This window comes from Planosporangium thailandense (assembly GCF_011947195.1).
Lineage (GTDB): Bacteria > Actinomycetota > Actinomycetes > Mycobacteriales > Micromonosporaceae > Planosporangium > Planosporangium thailandense.
Window position 1 is genome coordinate 1 of sequence record NZ_JAATVY010000022.1, and the last position, 18394, is coordinate 18394.

General features: G+C 71.6%; 17 protein-coding genes. 9 read left to right on the plus strand and 8 right to left on the minus strand.

Annotation, left to right across the window (positions count from 1 at the left end; translation table 11 throughout):
* Window positions 1-109: 109 nt before the first annotated feature.
* Both HC031_RS24170 and HC031_RS24175 read right to left on the minus strand, forming a co-directional pair.
* Entirely contained in the window at window positions 110-919 is an 810-nt protein-coding gene (locus tag HC031_RS24170; protein WP_167927705.1) for a class I SAM-dependent methyltransferase, read from the minus strand.
* 69 nt (window positions 920-988) lie between these two features.
* A complete protein-coding gene (locus HC031_RS24175) occupies window positions 989-1393 on the minus strand; it encodes a VOC family protein (RefSeq protein ID WP_167927706.1) in 405 nt (134 codons plus the stop codon).
* A 121-nt stretch (window positions 1394-1514) separates the two neighbouring features.
* Between HC031_RS24175 and HC031_RS24180 the strand changes: the two genes are divergently transcribed.
* The 3 genes from HC031_RS24180 to HC031_RS24190 all read left to right on the plus strand — a co-directional run bounded on the left by HC031_RS24180 (window position 1515) and on the right by HC031_RS24190 (window position 4508).
* Window positions 1515-2933 (plus strand): sugar porter family MFS transporter, encoded by a 1419-nt coding sequence (locus HC031_RS24180; protein WP_167927707.1) that lies wholly within the window; start codon window positions 1515-1517, stop codon window positions 2931-2933.
* A gap of 47 nt (window positions 2934-2980) precedes the next feature.
* Entirely contained in the window at window positions 2981-3472 is a 492-nt protein-coding gene (gene yidD / locus HC031_RS34875) for a membrane protein insertion efficiency factor YidD (protein WP_167927708.1), read from the plus strand.
* Between the two features lie 223 nt (window positions 3473-3695).
* Window positions 3696-4508, plus strand: a complete 813-nt coding sequence (locus HC031_RS24190; RefSeq protein ID WP_167927709.1) for an LPXTG cell wall anchor domain-containing protein — start codon at window positions 3696-3698, stop codon at window positions 4506-4508.
* Window positions 4509-4599: 91 nt separating this feature from the next.
* Here HC031_RS24190 and HC031_RS24195 read toward each other — a convergent pair whose 3' ends face one another.
* The 4 genes from HC031_RS24195 to HC031_RS24210 form a co-directional block, all read right to left on the minus strand.
* Complete coding sequence (locus tag HC031_RS24195) at window positions 4600-5469, minus strand: NAD(P)H-hydrate dehydratase (protein WP_167927710.1); 870 nt, start codon at window positions 5467-5469, stop codon at window positions 4600-4602.
* The gene (locus HC031_RS24200; protein ID WP_167927711.1) at window positions 5453-6184 is read right to left on the minus strand and encodes a histidine phosphatase family protein; all 732 of its coding nucleotides are present in this window, start codon (window positions 6182-6184) and stop codon (window positions 5453-5455) included. The genes HC031_RS24195 and HC031_RS24200 overlap by 17 nt, the downstream gene beginning before the upstream one ends.
* A 39-nt stretch (window positions 6185-6223) precedes the next feature.
* Complete coding sequence (locus HC031_RS24205; RefSeq protein ID WP_167927712.1) at window positions 6224-7207, minus strand: aldo/keto reductase; 984 nt, start codon at window positions 7205-7207, stop codon at window positions 6224-6226.
* A gap of 75 nt (window positions 7208-7282) precedes the next feature.
* Window positions 7283-8050, minus strand: coding sequence for a lysozyme (locus HC031_RS24210; RefSeq protein ID WP_167927713.1), 768 nt, complete (start codon window positions 8048-8050; stop codon window positions 7283-7285).
* 357 nt (window positions 8051-8407) lie between these two features.
* On the opposite strand from HC031_RS24210, the gene HC031_RS24215 reads away from it, so the two are divergent.
* The 6 genes from HC031_RS24215 (at window position 8408) to HC031_RS24240 (ending at window position 15437) form a co-directional block, all read left to right on the plus strand.
* Window positions 8408-9409: an efflux RND transporter periplasmic adaptor subunit gene (locus tag HC031_RS24215; protein WP_338090810.1), complete on the plus strand. Its 1002-nt coding sequence runs from the start codon at window positions 8408-8410 to the stop codon at window positions 9407-9409.
* The gene (locus tag HC031_RS24220; protein WP_167927715.1) at window positions 9406-10119 is read left to right on the plus strand and encodes an ABC transporter ATP-binding protein; all 714 of its coding nucleotides are present in this window, start codon (window positions 9406-9408) and stop codon (window positions 10117-10119) included. Before HC031_RS24215 ends, HC031_RS24220 begins: the two co-directional genes overlap by 4 nt.
* Window positions 10116-11417, plus strand: coding sequence for an ABC transporter permease (locus HC031_RS24225; protein ID WP_167927716.1), 1302 nt, complete (start codon window positions 10116-10118; stop codon window positions 11415-11417). Before HC031_RS24220 ends, HC031_RS24225 begins: the two co-directional genes overlap by 4 nt.
* A 54-nt stretch (window positions 11418-11471) precedes the next feature.
* Complete coding sequence (locus HC031_RS24230; protein WP_167927717.1) at window positions 11472-12065, plus strand: hypothetical protein; 594 nt, start codon at window positions 11472-11474, stop codon at window positions 12063-12065.
* A gap of 825 nt (window positions 12066-12890) precedes the next feature.
* Window positions 12891-13511, plus strand: a complete 621-nt coding sequence (locus HC031_RS24235) for a DUF6230 family protein (protein WP_167927718.1) — start codon at window positions 12891-12893, stop codon at window positions 13509-13511.
* A gap of 84 nt (window positions 13512-13595) precedes the next feature.
* Complete coding sequence (locus HC031_RS24240; protein ID WP_167927719.1) at window positions 13596-15437, plus strand: DUF6114 domain-containing protein; 1842 nt, start codon at window positions 13596-13598, stop codon at window positions 15435-15437.
* 72 nt (window positions 15438-15509) lie between these two features.
* On the opposite strand, the gene HC031_RS24245 is transcribed toward HC031_RS24240, so the two are convergent.
* Together HC031_RS24245 and HC031_RS24250 are read right to left on the minus strand one after the other, a co-directional pair.
* Window positions 15510-17183, minus strand: a complete 1674-nt coding sequence (locus HC031_RS24245) for a DUF885 family protein (RefSeq protein WP_167927720.1) — start codon at window positions 17181-17183, stop codon at window positions 15510-15512.
* Window positions 17184-17300: 117 nt separating this feature from the next.
* Window positions 17301-18368 (minus strand): PHP domain-containing protein, encoded by a 1068-nt coding sequence (locus HC031_RS24250; RefSeq protein WP_167927721.1) that lies wholly within the window; start codon window positions 18366-18368, stop codon window positions 17301-17303.
* Between the last annotated feature and the right edge of the window lie 26 nt (window positions 18369-18394).

The window sequence follows — 18394 nt, forward strand, 5'->3', positions numbered from 1 at the left end:
CCAGATCGGCCGGCTCGGCCGACGGTGGCTTGCTGTCGGTCACCGAGCTGATCCGGTCTCGCCCTGCAGAACAGCCATGTACCACAAGGCGTCAGGACCGCCGGGAACGTCACACCCGGCCGGCGACGGGCCCGCCCGGCGGCTTGCGGATCAGGCCGTACGCGCCGGTCTTGCCGTCCTCGGGGCAGATGAGCAGCGGTGCGGCGGCCCAGCTCCCGAAGTGGGTGAACGCCCCGTTGCCGTCGACGTCGTCGGCCAGCAGCACACCACCGGCGCTGAGGTACCGCCAGACCGTGCCGAACTCGAACAGCATGTTCCCGTGGGTGTGCAGCCCGTCGTGGACGAAAAGCTGGATCGAGCCCAGCCGGGCGAGGACGGTTGGCAGAAACCTCCGGCTCGAGCCACGGACATACGTCCATCGCCGGCGCAGCTCGGGCCGTACCGCCGCCGACGCCTCCCCGCGCCAGGCCAGGCTGAGGTCGGGCAGATCGATGCTCCACAGCGCGCCCCGCCCGTTGCGCTCCATCGCCTCGAGCAGCACGGAGGTCGTGACCCCACGCGCGACGCCGGTCTCCACCACCCGCTCGGGGCGGAGATGCCGGGCCACCGTCCAGACGGTGCGTGCCAACGCGGCGCCCGCGTCGTGCCCGCAGGAGCCGGGCAGCCGTGCGGTGATCGACCCCCAGACGTCGTCGAAGCCGGCGCACTCGGCAGCGTCGGCAGGTAGGTCCAGCAGCTCGTGCAGCCGGTCGTCGCGCTCCCGGCAGGGCGCGACGCGCACGGACAGGACGGTGTCCAGCGATCGTTCGAGCCGGCCACGTACCCGGTCGGCGGCCTCCGTGGGCCGGTGGAGCAGCGCGGCGGCGCGGTACACCTGGTAGCCCAGGCGCCGCCCGGCGGACCGTTCCGGTGAGTTCATCGACCTCCACCCGTGGGCGGTCGGCCTACCCGAAGGCCACCGTGGGAAACCCGTGGCAAATCGGTGGGGTCAGTCGCCGGCGGGCAGGTGGCGCTGGTCGCGCCGCAGCGGGTGGTCGGCGGGCACCTCGATGAGGACGATCCGTACCCCGTCCGGGTCGGAGATCCACATCTCGACGAGCCCCCACGGCTCGAGCCGCGGCGGCCGGATCACCGGTACGCCGGCGGCGAGCAGGCGTTCGTGCTCGGCGCCCACGTCGCGTACCTGGAACGCCAACTCGACCACGGAGCCGGGCTCGCCGCCGGAGCGGCCGGACACTTCAAGCAGCCCCTGGCCGAGAAAGAAGACCACGCCGGGGCTGTCCGGCGGGCCGAACTCACGGTAGATCGCCAGGCCGAGGGTGTCCCGGTAGAAGCTCTGGGTACGCCGGAGATCCGACGGGCGCAGCAGGATACGGCTGGCGAGCACCTCCATGCGTTCGATCCTGCTCCGCGTACGCGCGGGTCGCCGGACGGGTGGCTGCCGGCGCCGATGCCTGCGATCCTGGATATGCACAGCCGCCGACCCGACAGGGGCCTTCACTCGGGGGTGAGCCATGGCGGACCAGGCCGCCGGTGGAGCCACCGGAGCGTCGGTAGCGGGCCCGAGGCCGGTGTGGCCGATCCTCGGGCCGTCGCTGGTCGCCGCGATCGGTGGCTTCCTGTTCGGGTACGACACGGGCGTCATCTCGGCCGCGCTGCTGTACCTGTCGCCCGCCTTCCACCTCTCCGACACCGACAAGCAGGTCGTGGTCGCGTCGCTGCTGCTGGGCGCGATCGTCGGCGTGCTCGCCGCCGGCCCGCTGGTGGACCGGATCGGCCGCCGCCGCATGCTCATGGCCGCCGCCGCGGTGTTCGGCGCGGGTGCGCTGGCGTCCGGGTTCGCGCCGAACGCGGCCGTTCTGGTCGTGGCCCGGTTCTTCCTCGGGGTCGCCATCGGGACGGCGTCGCTCGTCGTACCGACCTACATCGCCGAGATGGCGCCGCGCGCCATCAGGGGCCGGCTCGTCTCGCTCCAGCAACTGATGATCACTGTCGGGATCTTCGTGTCGTACCTCGTCGGCTACGCCTTCGCGGCCAGCCACGGCTGGCGGTGGATGCTCGGTCTGGCCGTGGTGCCGGCCGCCGTGATGTTCGCCGGCCTGCTCGGCCTGGCGGAGAGCCCGCGCTGGCTCCTGGCGCGCGGACGCGACGCCGAGGCCTGCGAGATCATGCTGCGCACGCGGTCGGTCGAGGAGGCGGAGGCGGAGATCGCCGAGATCAGGGCGCTGGCCGAGGTGGAGCGCCGGTTGACGTTCCACGACCTGCTCACGCCGCAGCTACGTCCGGCGGTGCTGCTCGGGGTGGTGGTGGCCGCCACCAACCAGTTGGTGGGCGTCAACGCGATCATCTACTACACGCCGACGCTGCTCACCCGTACCGGCTTCGGGGCGAACGCGGCGATCCTGTCGACCGTCGGCATCGGGCTGGTCAACATGATCGTGACGATCGTGGCCCTGTCGGTGGTCGACCGGCTGGGCCGGCGCCCGCTGCTGCTCGGCGGTATCGCCGTCGTCGTCGTGGATCTGATCTTCCTCGGCGCGCTCTATCTGCTGCCGGCGCAGGCGGGTCCGCTCCGCTGGTTGACGGTCGCTGCCCTCTGTGTCTACATCGCGGCCTTCGCCGCCAGCCTGGGCCTGGGGATCTGGTTGATCAACAGTGAGATCTTCCCGACCGCGGTGCGGGGCAAGGCGGCCGGGTTCGGGACGGTGACGCACTGGGGACTGGACTTCGTGATCTCGCTGACGGTGCTGACGACCATCAACGCGCTGACCGCCACCGGCCTGTTCTGGATGTACGCGTTCTTCGGCGTCCTCGGCTTCGCCTACCTGTACCGGCATCTGTCGGAGACGAAGGGGCGCAGCCTGGAGGAGATCGAGACCTCGCTGCGTGGGCGTCCGAAGGTACGCCGGGCCGCCCGGCCGCGGCTGACCTGAGCGCCGGTGTGCCACTTGCGCGCCCGGGGTACTAGTCGGCTATGCGCATGCGTCGGCCCCGTGGCTACTACGACCCTCGATACGGTGACCCCTACGCGTACCGGGGCTGGGGACGCCCCCGGTACTCGGCCGGCAATTCGTGCCTGCGGGACGCGTGCCTGCTCGAGACCGGCTGCTGCGTCGCCGAGGCGCTCGACGGCAACTGTCTGATCGCGGGGCTGCTCCTGGTGCCGCAGTTCGTCGGAGCGACCACCGCCGCCATGCTGACCGCGGGTCGCCGCGCGAACGTGAGTGCCGGCGGGCGGCCGTCGCGGCTGGCCGCCGGGCTGGTCGGCGCCATCCGGGTCTACCAGCGGGAGATCAGCGCACGTCGCCGGCCGTGCTGCCGGTTCACCCCGAGCTGTTCGGAGTACGCGGTGGGTGCGCTGCAGACCCACGGGGTACGCCGTGGTCTCGGCCTGGCGGCGCGCCGGCTGTTGCGCTGCCGGCCGGGCGGCGCGCGGGGCGCGGATCCCGTACCGGCGCCGGCTGTCGCCTGAACCAGTGGCCCGCGGCGCGGTCGGTGACGGCGCCGCGATCATGGCGCTACGCAGGGTGGTTGCGAGATCGTACGTTCGGACGAGGGCGTGATCATTAAATCGGTGACAGTCGGGACCGTATGAGCAATAGATGGCGTATTGTCCGTAATTGTTCACGTTGCGTACCACGGCCTCTGTTTGGGAAGTTCGACGACGCCCAATTCCCCCCGGACAAGGACATCGAATGATCCATCGTGGGCTCGTGCGCACCGCCATCGCCGCTGGCGCGATGTTTGTGGGCGCAGCCGTCGCCGCCGCCCCGGCCGCAGCGGCGGAAACCCCGTCTCCCGACTTCGGCTTCGCGAAGCTGACGCTCCCGCACGTTCCGCTGAAGGCCGGCGACTTCAGCCCCAAAGGCTGTGACGGCATCCCCGGCGGCGCCAAGACCGGCACCGACGGCTGGGTGTTCAACCAGCCGGTGAAGGGCGCGACCGACTACGGGTACATCGTCGGTCTGCTCGATATGGACAACAAGCAGGTCGTCACGCTCGGAATCAGCGCCGACGGCGTCACCGGCCTCGAACTCGACCAGTCGGCGGCGCAGGGGCTCAAGGACGGCACGCTCGGCAGCAGCGCCGTGAAGTCGCTCGCGGCCGCGGCCGCCGCCGACGACTCGTCCGACGGCGTCAAGGAGGTCCCCGCGCCCAAGGGCGTCGCCGGCGGCCTGACCTCGACCGGCGAGGGTTGGCTGCAGACCCCCGCAGGCTGGCAGTTGGCGAGCGGCGCCCTGCTGTACTCGCCGCAGGTCGAGGGCGCGCCCGAGGACTTCACGCTCGCACGCGTCTGCGCCCCGAAGACCGAGAGCAGTCCGACGCCCACCGCGAGCGTGCCCGCGCCCCCGTCGAAGGCGCCCGGTGCGGGTGGCGGTAGCGGCTCCTCGCTGCCCGTGACCGGCGCCAACGTCGCCGCCGTCGCCGGCGTCGGTGTCGTGCTGGTCGCGATCGGCGCGCTGTTCGTGCTGCGCCGCCGCCGCGACACCACGAAGTTCGTCGCCTGAAGCAGGGCAACGACGCTCGTCGCCTGATACGGCAACGCTGAAAGCGCCGGCCGGGTCACGTAACCGTGGCCCGGCCGGCGCGTTCTCCCTCCTACAGCTCGGCGATCGTGTGCGGTACCTCGTCGAGGAGTTCGCGCGCGAGGAATCCGATCCGGCCGAACCGGGCCGCCAGCCGCTGCCCGCTGCCGGCGTGGGCGTACGCGCCCCAGCAGGCGGCCTGTGCCGGATCCGCGCCGCGCGACAGCAGCCCGGCGACGATTCCGGCGCGGACGTCGCCGCTGCCCGACGTGCCCAGGCCGGCGTCGCCGCTCTCCTCGCGCCAGATCCGGCCGTCAGGAGCGGCGATGTGGCCGAACAACGAGACGACGGCGCCGTAGCGCTCGGCCAGTGCGGCGGCGGCGCGGCCGAGGTCGTCGTCGGGCTCGCGGCCGAGCAGGTACTTCGCCTCGGTGAGGTTGGGGGTCAGGACGACCGGACGGTCGCGCCCGGCCAGCAGGTCGGGTTCGTGGCTGAGCGCGCCCAACGCGTACGCGTCGAGCACCAGCGCGGTGCCCGGACCGGCCGCGTCGAGGATGTGGCGCAGCAGGAGGCCGGTCTCCTCGATGTTGTCCAGGCCGGGGCCGACGGCGATGGCCCGCGCCTGTGCGGCCAGGTCGACCAGCCGCCGCGGTGGGCGTCCGGCGACCGAACCCTCGGCCGTCTCCGGCAACCCGATCACCAGCGCTTCGGGTACCTGGATGCTCAGCGCCGTGGCGGTCGACTCGGCCACGGCGAGCTGGAGTACGCCCGCCCCGGCGCGCAGCGCGGCGACGCCCGCGAGCAGCACCGCGCCGGGCGTGAACCGGGAACCGCCGACGACGAGCACGGTTCCCCGGCTGCCCTTGTCGCCGTCGGGTGCGGGCAGCGGCCACTCCCGCAGCAGCCGCGGGGTGATGACCGTCGCCTCAGACCGGCTCGGCACGGACCTCCTCCTCTCGCGTCGGTGTCGCGCCTTCGCGGTGCAGGTGGTCGATGCGGTTGAAGTCGACCAGGCGGAGGCGCCCGTCGTCGCCGCGCCCCCAGCTGCTGATGGAGCAGTTGGCGATCGTGCCGTCGTGTGCGAGCCGGGTCAGGTCGGCCTCGGTGAGGTCTTCGATGAGGTACCGGAGCAGGTAGACCACCGCCTCGTGCCCGACGAGCAGCACCCGGCCGTCGGCGTGGTCGCGGCGCAGGTCGCCGAGCAGGCTGCGCAGCCGCAGCGCCACGTCCGCCCACGACTCACCGCCGGGGGGCCGGTAGTAGAACTTGCCGAGCCGCCGCCGGCGCTCCGCCTCGGCGGGCAGCCGGGTCTGCACCCCGTGGGTGGTGAGCAGGTCGAGGATGCCCAGCTCCCGGTCGCGTAACCGCTCGTCGCGTACCAACGGGACGGCCAGCCCGGCGAGGGCGAGCTCGGCGGTCTGCACGGTCCGCAGGTACGGGGAGACCACGGCGATCTCGGGCTGCTGCTTGTCGGGCAGGTCGGCGAGCCAGTGCCGGACGGCGGCGGCCTGCTGGTGCCCGGTCTCCGACAGCGGCACGTCGGCGTCCCGTTCCGGGATGTCGATCAGCTCCAGCCCGCCGGCCTCGGCCTGTGCCGCGGCGAGATTGCCGGTGCTCTCACCGTGCCGGATGATGCCGAGCCATTCCAGTTCCGCCATATGCCCACCGGTACCCGTCCGCCGGCTGACGGTAAACCGTCACCAGCGGTGGTGCACCTGCGGCGCGACGAGTTCCCGGTAGATCGCCGCCACCTCGTCGTGGGTGGCCTGCGGCAGCGGTGGCAGGACGGCCGCGGCCGCGTTCGCGCGCGCCTGTTGCGGGTTGCGGGCGCCCGGGATCACCGCGGACACCGCCGGGTGATCGATGATCCAGCGCAGCGCGAACTGTGCGGTCGTGGCGCCAGGCGGAACCAGCGGGGCGAGCCGGCGGACGACCTCGAGGCCGGTCGCGAAGTCCACGCCGGAGAACGTCTCGCCGACGTCGAACGCCTCACCGTGCCGGTTGAAGGTGCGGTGGTCGTTGTCCGGAAAACGGGTGCGCTCGTCGTACTTCCCGGACAGCAGGCCGCTGGCCAGCGGTACCCGGGCGAGGATGCCCACCCCGGCGGCCCGCGCGGCCGGGAACACCTCTTCCAGTGGTTTGAGCCGCAGCACGTTGAAGATGATCTGTACGCTCGCCACGCCGGGTCGCGCGATCGCGGTCAGCGCCTGCGCGCAGGTCTCGACGCTCACGCCGTACGCCTTGATGCGCTTCTCCTGCACCAGGGTGTCGAGGGCGTCGAAGACGGCGTTGGACGAGAACACCGGCGTGGGTGGGCAGTGCAGCTGCACCAGGTCGAGCGTGTCGACGCCCAGGTTCGCACGGGAGCGGTCGGTCCAGGCCCGGAAGTTGTCGAGGGTGTAGAACGCCGGATCCTGCTCGACGCGCCGGCCCATCTTGGTCGCGACGGTGATGCCGGATCCCTCGGGCGAGCGCAGAAAGCGGCCGATGAGCCGTTCGCTGCGCCCGTCGCCATACACGTCGGCGGTGTCGAAGAAGGTGACCCCGGCGGCGACCGCCGCCCGCAGCGTGTCCAGCGCGTCGTCGGTGTCGACGTCGCCCCAGTCCGCGCCGAGCTGCCACGTGCCCAGACCCACCGCACCGACCGGAGTCCCGGTGCGGCCGAGGATGCGTTGCTCCATGATGGAAAGCCTATCGATCTTGGGCGCTTGTGCTACCCGTAGGTCTCACAAGCGCCCAAGGTCCGTTGGGTCCGATCAGCAGGGACCGTCGCAGGCGAGCACCTTGAGCCGGTCCCAGCTGCCGTTCCACACGTCCTGGTCGCCGGGGACGGCGCCGGAGTCGGCGTACTGCCACATCGAGTACGTGCCCCAGCCGGCCGGCAGCGCGCCGACGCTGCTCGCGTACCGGGCTATCCAGAGCGGGTCGTTGGCGGCGAAGCCGGAGTAGTTGCCGGTGCAGGTGCTCCACCAGTCCGTGGTCGTGTAGATGGTGGCCCACCGGCCGGTGCGCGCGTGGTAGGTGTTGATGAAGTCCCGGATCCAGCCGACCATCCCGCTGGCGGACTTGCCGTAGCAGGTGGCGCCGTACGGGTTGTACTCGATGTCGAGCGCCCCGGGCAGCGTCCTGCCGTCCTTGGACCAGCCGCCGCCGTGGTTGACGAAGTAGTCGGCCTGGGTGGCGCCGCTGGACCGGTCGGGCAGCGCGAAGTGGTAGGCCCCGCGGATCATGCCCACGTTGTACGAGCCGTTGTACTGCTGGGCGAAGTACGGGTTCGTGTACCCGCTGCCCTCGGTCGCTTTCACGTAGGCGAACCTGGCGCCGTTGTTCCAGGCGGCCGACCAGTTCACGTTGGTCTGGTAGCCGGAGACGTCCATGCCGGGCACTCCGGCGGGCGCGGCGCTGGCCGCGGTCGTGGTGAGGAAGGTGAGGGCCGTCATGGTCGCGACGGCCGACAGGCCGGCCAGGAGTCGTCGTCCTCTCCGGCGGGTGGAGGCGGGTGTGGCGGGCGTGGGGCTGCTCATCGGTCCTCCAGCAATAGAAGTGTGTCGATGAGACTGGATGCGACGGCTGAATTGCGCAAGGGGTTGATGAGTAACAGTCACGACCTGAAAGATGTAGGAAAGTCACACCGTGGGGCGGCCGAGTCGTCGCGTAGATATCAATCGATATGCTTCCGTGTGCCGCCCGGCGCCGTCGACTGCCGCGCGGCTTGACGCGGGGTCGTAGCTTGCGGGCCCGAGGCGTGGAGCGGGCCGTACGTGCGGGATCGAGCCATCCGCGCGAGCCGCCCGCGCGCCATGCGTCCAGTGAGATCCGTGAAGCCGGAACCGATCCAGCGGGGGTTACGGGTGCGAAGGAAACGACTTGTCGGGGCGGGCGTGTTGGTGGTCGTGGCGGCTGCGGCCGCCGGGTGCGGTTCGTCCGGCCCGGCGCCGACCACCCCCGGCCTCGCCGCCCGTGGCACGACCATGACGACCACCAAGCCCAGCCGGCAGGACCTGGCAAACCGGGTGAGCCTGACGGGCAAGGTCACCATGAACCCGGTGTTCGGCCTGGCGGCTCCCGTCGCCGGGCAGGTGCGCTACTTCGACGTCAAGCCCGCGCAGGCGACCCCGACCAAGCCCACCAGGGTGGCGAACGTCTGGGCCGGCGGCAAACCCACCAACGTGGACGTACCCGCGGGCGCGACGTTCGCCGGCCGACTGGTCGACGACCGGGTGACCGTCGCCGCCGGCATGCCCATCGTCTCGGCGAAGCTCGCCGGGTACGGCATCGTCGCCGACATCGACGCCGCGCAGGCGTACAAGATTTCAGACGGGCTCGCCACGGTCTCCGCTCAGATAAAGAACGGCCCCGGCCCCTTCACCTGCACGGTGCTCGGCACCATCGCCGCGCTACCGGCCGGGACGGTCCCGGCCCCGCCGGCCGCCCAGCCCAGCGGGGCCGCCGACCGGCAGTCGGGCAAGCAGGCGCCACCGCCGGCCGACCCCGGACCGCCGGCCGATCCCGGACAGCAGGCCGGTGGCGGCGGCACCGACGCGGCGTCGGAGCCGACCGGCATGCGCGTGGTGTGCGCCGCGCCGGCCGACGTGAAGCTGATCAATGGGGCTGCCGCGACCGTCGAGGTCGTGACCGCGAAGGCCACCAACGCGCTCGTGCTTCCCGTCGAGGCGGTCGCCGGCGGCCAGGGCAAGGGAAAGGTCGACGTCGTACGACCGGACAAGACCCGGGAGACCAGGGACGTGGTGCTCGGGCTGACCGACGGCAAGGTGGTGGAGATCAAGTCGGGGTTGACCGGTGACGAGACGGTGGCCGTACCCGGCCCGGACCTGGCGCCGGCCAAGCCGGACGGCAACGGCTCGTCGGAGGGGCCCCGATGACCAGTCCCCTGATCGAGCTCACCGGCATCACCAAGACGCTCAAGGGCCAGGGGGAGCCGCGCCCCATCCTGTCCGGTGTGGACCTGACGGTCCACGGTGGTGAGAGCGTGGCCATCCTCGGCCGGTCGGGCTCCGGCAAGAGCACCCTGCTCAGCCTGATCGGCCTGTTCGACCGGCCGGACGGCGGCCGGTACATGCTGGGTGGCCGCGACATCACCCGGCTGCCGGAACGCAAGGCCGCCGCGCTGCGCAGCGCCCAGTTCGGCTTCGTCTTCCAGCGGTTCTTCCTCCTCAAGCACCTGACCGCGGCGCAGAACGTCGCCATGGCGCTCGTCAACGGCCAGGGCTGGCTGCCGCGCCGCAAGCGCCGCGCCAAGGTGATGGCGGCCCTGGACCAGGTCGGCATCGCCCACCTCGCCAAGCAACGGCCGCCCCGGATGTCCGGTGGCGAGCAGCAGCGCGTCGCCATCGCCCGGGCGCTGGTCCGTGAGCCCGGAATCCTGCTGGCCGACGAGCCCACCGGGGCCCTGGACACCGAGACCGGAAAGCTCGTGATCGGCGCGCTGCACGCTGCGACCGAGCGGGGCTGCGGACTGATCCTGGTCACCCACGACCGCGACCACGCCGCCCGGATGGGGCGCGTCCTTCAACTGGACGGCGGGGTCCTGAACCCGGTGACCGAACCGGTAATCGAAAGGGTCGGCGCATGATGCGGCTGTCCGGGCGGCTGCGCTCCTCCCTGATCATCGGTGGGCAGGGCATCCGGGCCCGCAAGCTGCGCACGCTGCTGTCGATGGTCAGCCTGTTCCTGGGCGTGCTGGCCGTCGTGGTGGTGCAGGCCGGCGCCTCGATCGCCGAGCACGCCCTGCTGAGCGAGGCCGAGTTGACCCAGGGCAAGGACGGTACGCGCCAGCTCTTCCTACCGACCGAGGGCGGCGCCCTACCGGTCACCCTCGACACGCTGCGCGGCAGGTCGGACGCGGTCGCGGCCATCCAGTCCATGGCGATCATCGGCGAGCCCCGGGTACGGCCGGTCAACCCCGGCGCCGGACGGATCGACGACCCGGCCGGGTCCGGCCCCGAGGTCGTCTGCGATCCCCGGGGCTGCCATCAGGTCGGCGACGCGGCCGAGGCGCCGCCCGGTAAGGCGATCGCGCTCCAGCTGACCGCGTTGACCGGCGACATCCGAACTTTCCGCCCGTTCCGTCCGTACGCCGGGCAGTGGCTGGACTTCTCGTCGGCGCCGTCGCTGTCGCCCCGGATCGTGCTCAACCGGGAGGCCGCGAAGGGCTTCGCGCGCTACCACGTACCGGCGCAGATGCGTATCGACGGGGCGACAGCGGACGCGACGCCCCGGATCATCGGTGTGGTCGACGACGGCGGGTACCAGCCGGCCGCGTACGTGCGCGCCGACGAACTGCTCAACTGGCTGCCGGAAACGGCCCTCGCCGGCGACCGCGGCGCCTCGATGCTGGTGCTGTCGTCGCCGGACGCCACCGCCGTCGAGCGGACGCTGCGGGCGCGGCTGGTGGGTGCCGGGATGGCCCCGGATGCGATCCACGTGGAGACGCTCGACGCGCGTGGGCACGCCCGGACCGAACTGGCGATCATGCGCTGGATCTTCCTGGGCATGGCCGGCCTGGTGCTGCTGATCGGCGTCGCGGGCATCCTCAACGTCGGGCTCGCCACGGTGGGTGAACGGATCGAGGAGTTCGCGCTCCGCCGGGCCGTGGGCACGCCGCGGTCGCTACTGGCCGGCATCGTGCTGAGCGAGACCCTGCTGACCGGACTGCTCACCGCGGCGGCCGCGATCGGGGTCAGCGCCGTCGCGTTGCGCGCCGTCGGCGCGGTGCTGGGTGACCGGGTACCGCTCCTGCAGGGCATCGTCTTCCCGTGGCAGGCAGGGGTGGCCGGGGTCGTCGCGGGGCTGGTGGCCGGGCTTCTCGGCGGCTTCATCCCGGCCCTGCGCGCGGCACGCATCCCCATCGCCACGGTCATGCGTGCGTAGCGGTCGGTTTCCGGGCTGGAGGGTATGCCAGGGGGATCGGGGTAGCGGACCGGTATGACTGAAGGCAAGTTCCAACCAGGTAACCAGACTCCGAATACTCCGGATCTGAGCGAGACCGCACTGCGCGGCATGCAGATGCAACAGTTGATCGACCTGGCACACCAGGAACAGCTCGAGGGCGTCGATGACATGCGCCGAGACGACCTGATCAGGGCGATCAGCGCCCGGCACCGCGAGCGCCGCGAGCAGTCGGCTGGCATCGGTGGCAGCCAGGGTGGGGCCGGCGGGCAGGGCGGCGCCGGCGGGCAGGGCGGCGCCGGCCGCCAGGGTGACGCCGGCGGCCAGGACCAGCCTCGGGCGGCCGGCGGGCAGGGCGGCGCCGGCCGCCAGGGTGACGCCGGCGGCCAGGACCAGCCTCGGGCGGCCGGTGGGCAGGCCGGCGGTGGTCAGGTCGAGGGGAAGTACCAGCCCGGCAACCAGACTCCGAATACTCCGGATCTGAGCGAGACCGCGCTGCGCGGCATGCAGATGGCGGAGCTGCGCGACGCGGCCCGCCGGGAAGGCATCCAGGGCGCCGACGAGCTCCACAAGGAGGAGCTGATCCGGGAGATCAGCGCCCGCCACCGGGAGCTGCACCCGCAGCAGTGACCGGACCACCGGACGCGGGCGGCTGCCGGTAGGGGCGGCTGTGCCCGGACCGCCCGGCCTGTGCCTGAACCGCCCGGCCTGCGCCCGAACCGCCCGGCCTGCGCCTGAACCGCCCGGCCTGCGCGGAGCGTCGGCACCGCCCGTAGCACGCCGATCGGTGCCCCCGGTCGGGCCCGTGAGTCGGGTGCCAGGAGTAGGGCATTTCCGGACGAATGATTCGGACAGCCGGTACTCGGAGACGGTTAGTCGAACCGTTCTGACATTGGCGCATGCCGCTGTCTGAGATTAGCGCTCCGTCACTCCCGCTGTGTCCCGCTTCACCCCTGTCCCCAGGGGCGTTGCGTGTCGGCTCGGTCATTCGATGTACGAGATGAAGGGTCGAGCAAGGGGGTGCCAAAGGTCGCTCACTGTGCTTGCACGATTAGCGAATAGTGACGGTCATCGCGAACGGAATGGGCGTGACCAGGCCTGACATGCTCTGTTACCGAACCGTAACCAGATTATTTCTCAACTACGTGTGGTAACGCTCACAGCTGCAATATGGCCGCATTTGTCCGCCCGATTTCTATCTGTGATTGTGCCCACATCGCCATTTTAATTACTCGCTGTATTGATTGATCTATGTCGTTGTTACCGGCGAGTAGCGCGGGCTTGAACGAGTTGGGCGGTCACGGCAACATCTCTCGCACGCCACACTTCCGCCGGCACCGTTCGGGGCGGCCGGTGTGGTCCCGATCTGTACTTCATGCATGTCACCGCCGGCGACACCCCCAACCGCATCCCCCCGCGGTCACGCCGGTGGCACTGCTCGCGAGGAGGAACTCCGTGAAGGATGCACAGGGCGGCCCGGTGCGGGGCCGCATCAGATGGCGGCGATTCGCAGCCGTCGTAATCCCGGCCGCCGCAGCCGCTGGCGCCATCGTGTTCGGCATGGCCAACGGCGCCATCGCCGCCCAGTTCACCGTGTCGGGTCAGCCGTTCAAGGTCTCGGCCGACGCGCTCGACGGCCAGCAGTTCATCCAGTACGGCGGCCAGGTGACCGCCAAGAACCATGACGGATCGACGCGCACGGCCTACGTAGCGTCGTCGGTCATCGGCAACGCGACGCTGACCAACCTGTGTCAGTCGGTCAAGCCGGACGGGGTTCCGGTCAGCGTGATCATTCGCGCGGGCCAGGATCCCAAGCACCCAGTCACGGCGTCCAACCTCGCGATCGACATGACGGACCTGAAGGGCGACGCGACCTTCGGCGACATCAACATCGGTCAGGACGCCGGTGACCTCACCAGGAGCCCGGCACTGAACGGCATGTTCGGCCAGTCGGCCGCCACCGTCCACATCGAACACCTCAAGCAGGTCGCGCTCGGGACCCATGCCGGCACCTTCACGCTCAACGGGCTGCACCTGTACCTCAGCCTGGGAGACAACGCGGAGCAGTGCTTCTGACGGACGGCGTGAGGCCCGCGGCACCTGTCGTCCGCGGGCCTCGCCCACGTCGTGCGTCCTGATCGTCGAATGCTGGAGGAGTACGTGCCAAGCGCACACACGCCGCAGCCGGGCAACCGCGCCGGCGCCTGGCAGAAGTTCTCGACCTGGCGTCGGGAGCGGCCCTTCTCGGGCGGCCTGTTGTTGATTCTGTCCGGCATCGAACTGTTCCTCAGCAGCAATCTCGACCTCGGCGCGATGCAGGTCCACGTCGGACCGACCGGCTTCCTGTCGTACGTGATCCCGGCGATGCTGCTGCTCTGCGGTGGCGGCGCCCTGGTAACGCCACACCTGCGCCTGTTCTACGGCGTCGTCGGCTCGCTCGTCGCCGTGTACTCCCTGATCGGGCTCAACCTCGGCGGCTTCCTGTTCGGCCTGCTGCTGGGCATCGTCGGCGGCGCGTTGACCATCGCCTGGTCGCCGGTTGTCACTGCGACCCCCACCGTTGACGGCGACGTCGACGCGGAGGGCACCGATTACGCCGCCGGCCCGCAGGCCGCCGGCCCGCAGGCCGCCGGCCCGCAGGCCGCCGGCCCGCAGGCCGCCGGCCTCGGCGAAGCCGCACCGCGGCCGGGGTACGGGCACCCCCAGCCGTACGCGGGCGCCCCCGCCATGGACGAGACGGCCGAGATTCCGCGGCACGTGCAGGACCCCGAGCGCTGGTGGGGCTCCGAGCCGGCCGGGCAACCGGCGCAGCAGGAGGAGCCGCCCTTCGGTACGAACTCGGGTGGCAGCCACACCCGGATGCTGGCGATCACCCTCGTGCCGGTGACGATCGCCGCCACCCTGGTGGCCGTCGTGCACCGGACCACGCCGGCGTACGCCGCGCCCTGCCCGGTGCCGAGCGCGTCCACGTCGGCGGCCACGGCGTCTGGGCAGGCGACGGCGCGGCCCGGCGCCGCGGCCGGCAACAAGCCGGGCACGTCGGGCAACAAGCCGGGCGCGTCGGGCAACAACTCGGCCGCGCCGGGTAACCAGCCGGCCGTCCCGGCCGGCGCACCGGCCGCCGCGCCACAGGGCGGCCAGAACGCGGCGCCCCAGAGCGGCGCCGGGGACGCCGTGGCGCCGGGCCCGACCGCGTCGGCCGCACCGGCCGCCAAGAGCGGCAACCCGCTGACCGACCTCTGGGACGGCCTGGTCGGCGGCGTCAAGAAGCTCTTCGGCGCCGGTACCTCCGCCACCCCGGCTGCCCCGGCCACCCCCGATCCCTCCGTGGCGCCGTCAGCGAGCGCGGTTCCCGGCCCGAGCGCCGCGCCGAGCGGCGGGGGGAAGTCTCCCGATGCTTCGGCCCCTGCACCGCGGAGCGCGTCGGCGGCGCCGAACCGCCCTCAAGCGTCCGCCACACCGTCGACGTCGGCGTCCACGGCCCCCTGTCCACAGCTCACGATCGCCGCGGTGGAGCCCGGACAGCCGCCGGCCGCCCTGCAGCCGGGACTGATCACCGGCGCGACGCAGGTCATGCACGACTTCAAGTACGAAGGCATCGTCGATCTGCCCACGAGCGGCGGCACCAAGAAGGTCCTCAAGTTCACGATGACGAGCGCCGTGACGACCCCCTTCACCCTCAAGGTCTCGGAGAAGGCGGGCAAGACCACGCAGATCACCAGTTCGGAGCTGACGATTCAGCGCGAGCAGAACGTGGTGACGTTCTACACGAGCAAGTTCACCGGCACGCTGACCCACGTCACGCTGCCGGTGATTCCCATCCCGATCGGGGTGCCCGACATCCTGCAACCGCTCACGACCCTGACCTTCACGCCCGACTCGCCGCCGCCGCTGCCCCCGATCGCGTTCCCCGAGATCACGTTCGAGAACGTCACGCTCGAGCTGGCGTTCGTGCACTCCGACATCTTGACCGCGAAGGCGATGCAGATCCAGGAGCTGTGACCGGCCGGCCCCCGGACCGGCCGGTCACTACCTGCTGGGTACCGCCACCGGCGGTACGCGCGGTCGCGCCGGCTACACGCGCGCGAGCGCCGCCTTGAGCGGGGCGAGGCCGAGCGAGCCGAGGTTCAGCGCGTCGCGGTGGAAGGTACGGAGGTCGAAGTCGGCGCCCTTGCGGGCCCGGGCCTCATCACGCGCCTGCAGCCAGATCCGCTCACCGAGCTTGTACGACGGCGCCTGACCGGCCCAGCCGAGGTAACGGTTGACCTCGAAGCGCAGGTTCTCGTCGGGCACCCGGCAGTGCGCCCGCATGAACTCCCAGCCCAGCACCGGCGTCCACCGCTCACCGGGGTGGAAGCCGAACGGGTTGTCGCGCGGGATCTCCAACTCCAGGTGCATCCCGATGTCGACGATGACCCGGGCCGCCCGGAACGCCTGGCCGTCGAGCATGCCGAGCTTGTCTCCCGGATCGGCCAGATAGCCCAGCTCGTCCATGAGGCGCTCGGCGTACAGCGCCCAGCCCTCGCCGTGGCCCGAGCACCAGCACAGCAGCCGCTGCCACCGGTTGAGCAGTTCCGACCGGGCCGCAGTCTGACCCACCTGCAGGTGGTGACCCGGCACGCCCTCGTGGTAAACCGTGGTCACCTCCCGCCAGGTCGAGAACGTGTCGATGCCCAGCGGCACCGCCCACCACATGCGACCCGGGCGCGAGAAGTCCTCACTCGGGCCCGTGTAGTAGATGGAGCCGTCCGAGGTGGGCGCGAGGCAGCACTCGATGCGGCGTACCTGCTCCGGAATGTCGAAGTGCGCGCCGTGCAGCTCGTGGATGGCGCGATCGGCCAGCTCCTGCATCCAGGCGCGGAAGGCCTCCTTGCCGGCGATGCTGCGCGCGGGATCGGCGTCGAGCGCGGCGACCGCGTCGTCGACGGACCCGCCGGGCACGATCTTGTCGGCGACCTGGCGCATCTCCGCTTCCAGCCGGGCCAGCTCCTCGAAGCCCCACGCGTACGCCTCGTGCACGTCGACGTCGGCGCCGAGGAAGTACCCGATCGCCCGCGCGTACCGCTCGGGGCCGACCGCCTGCTGCTCGCGTCCGCGTGACGCCAGTTCGTCGCGCAGGAACCGGCCGGTCTCCAGGGTCGCTTCGCGGGCGCGGCCGGCGGCGCGCGAAAGGTCGGCCCGCAGCGCGTCGCCCACTCCGGTGCCGGCCCGCTCGGCCAGGGCCGCGTAGAAGTTGTCGCCAGCCGGGTCGGTCCAGATCTCGGCCTGCTTGGCGACCTCGATCATCTGCTGACGGGACGCCACGTAGCCCCGGCCGGCCGAGTCGAGCAGCGTCTGCCGCCACTGCGCCAGGGCGGCCGGAACGGCCGCCATCCGGGCGGCGATGTTGGCGGCGGCCTCCTCGCCCGCGGTCGGCATCAGATCGAAGACACCGCGTACGTAGTGCAGGCCGCTCGAGATCACGTTGACCGCGCTGGTGACGTCGCCGGCGTCGTAGAGCGCCAGCGACCGGCCCAGCCGCTCCTGCATCGCCTCCTTGGCCACGCGTTCGCGCTCGTCGGCCGGTTCGGCCGCGTCGAGCCGGGCCAGCGTGCGCCGGTCGAGGTCGGCGAGGGCCGCGTACCCGTCGGGGGAAAGGTCGGTCATCCGGTCGTCATGGCCGGCGATGCCGGCGTGTGTCGCGCCGGTCGGGTCCAGCGACGCCCACTCGTCCACATAGCGGTCGGCAATGTCGTTTACACGGTCCACGTCTGTGACCCTAGTTGACCGTCCGAGCGCCGGGCGCACCGAAAGCGGGCCGCCCGAGGCGCCCGAGGGTCGGCCGCAGGGTCAACCGCGGGATCTCCCGAGCGGAGACCGACGCGATCATTCGTGGGAGGCGGTCCACTCCAGCAGCCCTTCGGCGGGCATCGTGTTGACGATGCGGTCCGGGCCGACGCCGCACGCGACCGCGCGGGCGCAGCCGTACGGCAGCCAGTCCAGCTGTCCGGGCGCGTGTGCGTCGGTGTCGATGCTGAACCGGCAGCCGAGCTCGTACGCCCGCCGCAGCAGGCGCTTGGGTGGGTCGAGCCGCTCCGGACGACTGTTGATCTCGATCGCCTTGTCGTACTCGACGGCGGCGCTGAACACGGCATCCACGTCGAACGTGCTCTCGGGACGCTTGTTCTGGCCGGTCGCCTTCCTGCCAGTGACCAGCCGGCCCGTGCAGTGCCCGAGGATGTCCATGTGCGGATTGGCCAGCGCCGTCACCATCCGCCGGGTCATCACGGCGGACTCGGCGCGCAGCTTGCTGTGCACCGACGCCACCACCACGTCCAGGCGGGCCAGCAGGTCGTCGGACTGGTCGAGCGAACCGTCCTCCAGGATGTCGACCTCGATCCCGGTGAGCAGCCGGAACGGCTTGATGGCGCCCTGCGCGGCCAGCTCGCTCAGCTTGTCGTTGAGCGAGGCGACGACGTCCAACTGCTCGCGCAGCCGGTCGGCTGACAGGCCGCGCGCCACCGTCAGGCGCGGGGAGTGGTCGGTCAGGACCAGGTACTCGTGGCCCAGCTCGACCGCGGCGAGCGCCATCTCCTCGATCGGCGAGCCGCCGTCGGACCAGTCGGAGTGGCTGTGGCAGTCACCGCGCAGCGCGTTCCGCAGCGCGGCAGTCGCCTCGTCGAGGTCGGTGCCCTCGGTGTCGAGCAGGCGGCGCAGGTAGACCGGCTCCTCGCCGGCCAGCGACTCGGCCACGCACCGGGCGGTCACCTCGCCCACCCCGGGCAGTGCGGTGAGGGTATCGGCGGCGCTGCGCCGCGCGATCTCGTCGGCGGGCAGCGCGGCGAGCGCGGCCGCCGCCGTCCGGAACGCCTTCACCCGGTACGTCGCCTCGTGGGCGCGCTCCAGCAGGAACGCGATGCGACGCAGGTCCTCGATCGGGTCACGGTCGGCCATGCAGCCGAGGCTAATGCCCCCGACCG

What these genes read in the sequence shown, in the direction of transcription:
- HC031_RS24170 (WP_167927705.1), bottom strand. Translation starts at nt 919, where the DNA reads ATGAACTCACCGGAACGGTCCGCCGGGCGGCGCCTGGGCTACCAGGTG.
- HC031_RS24175 (WP_167927706.1), bottom strand. Translation starts at nt 1,393, where the DNA reads ATGGAGGTGCTCGCCAGCCGTATCCTGCTGCGCCCGTCGGATCTCCGG.
- HC031_RS24180 (WP_167927707.1), top strand. Translation starts at nt 1,515, where the DNA reads ATGGCGGACCAGGCCGCCGGTGGAGCCACCGGAGCGTCGGTAGCGGGC.
- yidD (WP_167927708.1), top strand. Translation starts at nt 2,981, where the DNA reads ATGCGTCGGCCCCGTGGCTACTACGACCCTCGATACGGTGACCCCTAC.
- HC031_RS24190 (WP_167927709.1), top strand. Translation starts at nt 3,696, where the DNA reads ATGATCCATCGTGGGCTCGTGCGCACCGCCATCGCCGCTGGCGCGATG.
- HC031_RS24200 (WP_167927711.1), bottom strand. Translation starts at nt 6,184, where the DNA reads ATGGCGGAACTGGAATGGCTCGGCATCATCCGGCACGGTGAGAGCACC.
- HC031_RS24205 (WP_167927712.1), bottom strand. Translation starts at nt 7,207, where the DNA reads ATGGAGCAACGCATCCTCGGCCGCACCGGGACTCCGGTCGGTGCGGTG.
- HC031_RS24210 (WP_167927713.1), bottom strand. Translation starts at nt 8,050, where the DNA reads ATGAGCAGCCCCACGCCCGCCACACCCGCCTCCACCCGCCGGAGAGGA.
- HC031_RS24220 (WP_167927715.1), top strand. Translation starts at nt 9,406, where the DNA reads ATGACCAGTCCCCTGATCGAGCTCACCGGCATCACCAAGACGCTCAAG.
- HC031_RS24225 (WP_167927716.1), top strand. Translation starts at nt 10,116, where the DNA reads ATGATGCGGCTGTCCGGGCGGCTGCGCTCCTCCCTGATCATCGGTGGG.
- HC031_RS24230 (WP_167927717.1), top strand. Translation starts at nt 11,472, where the DNA reads ATGACTGAAGGCAAGTTCCAACCAGGTAACCAGACTCCGAATACTCCG.
- HC031_RS24250 (WP_167927721.1), bottom strand. Translation starts at nt 18,368, where the DNA reads ATGGCCGACCGTGACCCGATCGAGGACCTGCGTCGCATCGCGTTCCTG.